This is a genomic window from Cohnella thermotolerans DSM 17683 (assembly GCF_000429825.1).
Taxonomy (GTDB): domain Bacteria; phylum Bacillota; class Bacilli; order Paenibacillales; family Paenibacillaceae; genus Cohnella; species Cohnella thermotolerans.
Window position 1 is genome coordinate 1 of the sequence record NZ_AUCP01000116.1, and the last position, 4,781, is coordinate 4,781.

3 protein-coding genes are annotated in these 4,781 nt (G+C 54.6%); all 3 read right to left on the bottom strand.

The genetic code is table 11. The features are described 5' to 3' along the window. A partial coding sequence (locus G485_RS0117095) for a transposase (protein WP_027093515.1) occupies positions 1-251 on the bottom strand: 251 nt, incomplete at its 3' end. Between the two features lie 446 nt (positions 252-697). Next, entirely contained in the window at positions 698-4,477 is a 3,780-nt protein-coding gene (locus G485_RS27090) for a DUF3320 domain-containing protein (protein WP_051318367.1), read from the bottom strand. Positions 4,478-4,479: 2 nt separating this feature from the next. Continuing rightward, positions 4,480-4,781: IS256 family transposase (locus tag G485_RS0117105; protein WP_027093516.1), on the bottom strand; the 302-nt coding region annotated here is incomplete at its 5' end.

Below are 4,781 nucleotides of genomic sequence, written 5' to 3' on the forward strand. Positions count from 1 at the left end.
GTAAGTTGACCGACCAGCTTCTCTAGACGCTCTTGCTTGGCTTCATACTCCTTTCTGACTTTATCGACTTCGCTCACTTTCTTCTCGAAGACGGTCGATGCGCGATCCAGAAACTCCGCTTTCCACCGGCTGATCATCACCGGGCTCAGTTCGTATTTCGATGCAATCTCGTTGACGGTCTGCTCTTCTCGGAGCACCTCCAGCACGACCTTTGTCTTGAATTCTGCAGCGTATCGGTTTCGTTTTTCCATGATCTCAGTATAACTTATTTTTCACGCTCCTGTGTCTCAGCCTATGGGAGCATTATAGATGCTGCCGTCGGCTCCAACGAATGTTGCAGTGAAGACCGATTTCGGACGAAAAAGCCGCCGGCAGATAGATCATTCGTGTAACATCGCCTGCAAATGGATCGACGGTTGCGGACTGATTCGGGGGAGCCGACGATGATTTCGGGCCAACCGCCATGGCATATCCGGCGGCTTCGACCACCGCTTGCGGCGCCCTCCGTTTCAACTTGGTTCGCTGGCGCAATACGCCCGTCCAACGTTACTGTCGCTGTCGTCCTCCGCCCCCAAAGCCTCCAATATCACGTCGGTCAAAAGACCAGCAGGCTACGTATAAAGTCGTGCTTTGTATGATTCGCGACGGGGACTTCCGACCAGACCATTTGCTGCAGAAGCGATGCCGGAATCAATGGCTAGAACCCTTTTATTTTCTCAACACCCAACCGCAATCTGCCGTCCTGCCACTCCGCTACACCTTTATCAAGGGCATATCGGATGCCAAGGCTTACCGCCTTTTCCAGCGCGGAACCCGTCCGCGCATATCCGAGCAGCTTGACCGTCTCCCGGATCAAATCCTCCTGTGGCAGACTGCCCTGGATAAAGAGCACTTCCTTGACCGCGTTGGCAATTTCTTCAGGGGGCAAATCCTCCGCGCTACGGCGATCTTGTTCATCCTTCGCGATGCGGTACACTTCATATTGAGCGGGAACCATGCGGCTCGGCCAATAAAACTCGGTGCCTTCCCACACCGTTTTGTTCAGCTTCATGGATCCCAGCAATGTCGTAAAGTATTCGTCGATCCTTGAGCCCGCCCTGGCAATCCCCGACACTTGCAGCACCTTGCGTACAAGCAACGTTCTGCTGATCGGTCCTTCCCCTTCGATCAGGGTGTGTATTTGTTGCTGGATCGTCTGTTTGGAGTCAGGCGAATAAAACGCTTCAGCCGGTAATCCGACCGCCGGCAAGTGGACCGGACTGTACGTTGTAGCCCACTTAAGCCGCTGTTCGTCCCTTTCCGTATCCGGCTGGCGGACTGCCGTTGCAGCCGATTCAAACACTGCAGATGTTGCCGATTGGCTGTCTCCACTGCTCTCCATCTCCGGTTGGAAAGAGACAGGCTCTTGAACGCCTATACCCGCCTGCTTAGCCAACTGGATCGCTTCCACTATACGCTGCAGTTCTTTGTTCGGATTGTCCAGCCAGTCCAGCGACCACACCTGGTGAATGTGCCAGCCTAATTGCCTCAGGACTTGGCCGCGCAACACTTCCCGGTCCCGAACTGTTTTCCCTGACTTGTATGTGACCCCGTCGCACAAAACGCCGAGCACATACACATCCGGGTCTTCCGGATGCACGATCGCCAAATCTATCCGGAAACCGGATACTCCGACGTGGACATCGACTTTGTACCCTTCCCGTTCCAGTGCTTTCGCGATTTCGTGTTCGAGCAGGGCTCCTTTCGGTTCCAACTGATTCGCCGATTGTCCGAGCGCAGCGACGCCCTTCTCGGCGTACTCAAGGAACGCTCTTAGCACTCTAACCCCTTCGGCCTGCGTTCTGGTCACATCCAGATGATCCGCTCGCAGCGAGGAAAAGACGTGCATCTCGTACCTCGCCCTAGAGACCGCGACGTTAAGCCGACGCCAGCCCCCGTCCCGGTTGAGCGGACCAAAGTTGAGCACGACTTTGCCCGTCTGATCCGGTCCATAACCGATGGAAAACAAAATGACATCGCGCTCATCGCCCTGCACGTTTTCCAGGTTTTTGACGAAGATCGGTTCCTTCATCTGCAAGGCCGCTTCTTCCAGCGAAGGCTCCTGGCGGAACGCCGATTCCAACAAATCCTCTATCAACGTTTGCTGCACCGCATTGAACGTGACGACCCCAATGCTGTATTGGCGGAGCTCCGGACTGCGTAACCTTCTTTTGATTTCTTCTACCACGGCAGCCGCTTCGGAACGGTTTTGTTTCGTTTTGCCACGGTCGTAATACCCTTCCACCGGATGCCACTTGACGCTCGACTTCCGCTCAAAAGGAGACGAGAAGGTGAGCAGCTTGTTTTCGTAAAAATGCCGATTGCTGAACGCGATCAAACTTTCATGCCGGCTTCTGTAATGCCACAACAAATGTTCCTGCGGCATGCCGATGGCGAGGCAATCGTCCAAAATGCTCTCCAAATCTTCGGAAGCGTCGGCATCGATTTCTCCGTTGGACGCGCTCATGAAGAAACTCGTCGGCGGCAATTGTTTCGGGTCGCCTACCACGATGACGTTGCGTCCCCTCGCCATGGCACCCACCGCTTCGCTCGTCGGCAGTTGGGACGCTTCGTCGAAAACGACGAGGTCGAACGGCGCGTACTTGGGATCAAGGAACTGCGCGACGGACATCGGACTCATGAGCATGCACGGACAAAGCCGGGTGAGCAAGCCGGAGATTTGCTCGAACAGTTTCCGTAGCGAAATTCCCCTTCCCCCGCTGCGGATGGCTCTGAGCAAAATGCCCATCTCCGAGGTAGCGGCCGCTTGATGGTGCACAGGCGGCACGTTGGCGAACAGCCGGGCCGCGATCTCTTCGCGGGTCAATTGCTCAAATCGATCGAGCGTTTCCTGGAACGCTTTGATTCTCTCCTCGAACAGACGCCCGGAAAAGGAAGCAAGCTGCGGATCGGCTTCCAAAATAAATTGGATAGCTGCTCTCCACCATGCGCGTTCAAACGCCGGAATGACGTCTTCATGCTGCAACGCTCCGTTTTCATAGGCCGATACGACCGAGGTCAAACCGGCGTCAATCGCCCGTTGTCTCACGTGCCTGAAGTTGCACCAGTCGCGAAGTTTATCCACATGCTGCGACCATAAGGCGATTTGACGTGCCCGGTACGTGAACCACGGCTCTTCTTTACGCCGACCGTCCACCGCACGGAAATCCAGCTGCAAAGCCTTCGCCAGTTTCTCTTCAAGATCCTTGCATTCCCGATAAACAGCGAGAAAATGCTCCATCGAAGCAAAATGTTGCCGGAGAAAACTTTCTTTGCCTGACTCCAGCAGCATGGCTGTTCGTCCCATCGCTTCTTTGGCCTTGGCGCGATCCTGGAACAGGCGCAGCAGGCGTTCATGCAGGAGCAGAACCCATTCATTTGCGGTTTTGACCGCTTCCCAGTCGGCTTGGCCTTGATTCCACAAAGCCCCGAGCCAGCGCGAAACATCCGCTTCCCGCGCTTTCAACGATTCGGATTCCGTCTGGTAGCGGACGATGTGTTGCAGCGTTTCTTCCACGCTCGACTTAGGCGGTTTTTCGGCTGTGATCACCCATGCACAAAGCATTTTGTAAATGCGATGTTGCTTCAGAAACTTCGGCACAAACCATTGCATGTTTGCCTTGCGCCATTCGGAAAGTGCCAGCGCGGCATCGAACGCCAGTACATCCTCCTTGTAATTTGCCATCACGCGGGCTTTGGCATCGTCCCGGGCAGTGCCATGCCGGATGGCTTGGGCGATTTTCCCCCGAGAATGTTCGAGATCATCAACCTTTAGCAGTTCCGCCGGAATCGCATCGGGCAATTGCGCGAGGCACTCGACGACCCATGCCAAATGAGCCAAACTTTCCGCATCCGGATGATGTAAGTCCGGATTCACAAGTTTTTGGACCGGAGTGAACGCCGCTTTCAGTTGATCGAAAGCTTTCGCATATTTCGCAAGCAGTTCCTCCACCTGAGAACGCAGCGCAGGGGTGTAGGTGGACGTTTGGACATCCGACCAGACATGACCGTGAGGATGGCCTGCAGCCACACCTGCTACGTACAAGTCACGGACAAGATCCCGCCAAGCGGCCAAACCCTCGCTTGACGTCTTGCCCGCCACGCCCGGATCAATTGAAACCGCGTCGGGCGCGGATTTGTACTTTTCATAATGGGCGATCGCATCGTACAACGAGGCACCGAAGCTATACGGCTTGTGCAACGACTTAACATATCCGTTCAATTCCTTGCGGGTGGCGGCCAGTCTCTCGGCTTGCCGCTTCCAGTCTTCGGGAGAAGTCGTGCGGACGGCTTCCAGCGTTCTGCGAAGTTGCTCGAGAATTGCCTTTTTCGTGCTTTTATTGGAGTGCAGTTCCAGACAAAACGGACCCAGGCCGATTTGCTCCAGCGATAGCGTCCCGTCAAGTGGTGTAAAATCGATTTCTACTTTGTGACTCATATTTATTTCTGCAAGAGCATAGCAGACGTTAACAGGGCTTGTTCTCCTTGAACCACTTTGGCCATGGACTCTTTGCTGAAATACCGGTGCGAAACTGTCCATTCGTCCTGCTGTTCCATTAAAATGGCACCGATGAGTCGAATGACAGACTCACGATTCGGAAAGATCCCGACGACATCGGCACGTCGACGGATTTCCCTGTTCAAGCGCTCCAATGGATTCGTGGAATGGATTTGTCGCCAGTGTTCCTTAGGAAAAGCCATATAGGCCAGAACGTCACTCTCGGCTTGCTCAAGGATATCCA

Excerpts from the sequence above, each read along its gene's own strand:
- G485_RS27090 (WP_051318367.1), bottom strand. The coding sequence starts at position 4,477 with ATGAGTCACAAAGTAGAAATCGATTTTACACCACTTGACGGGACGCTA.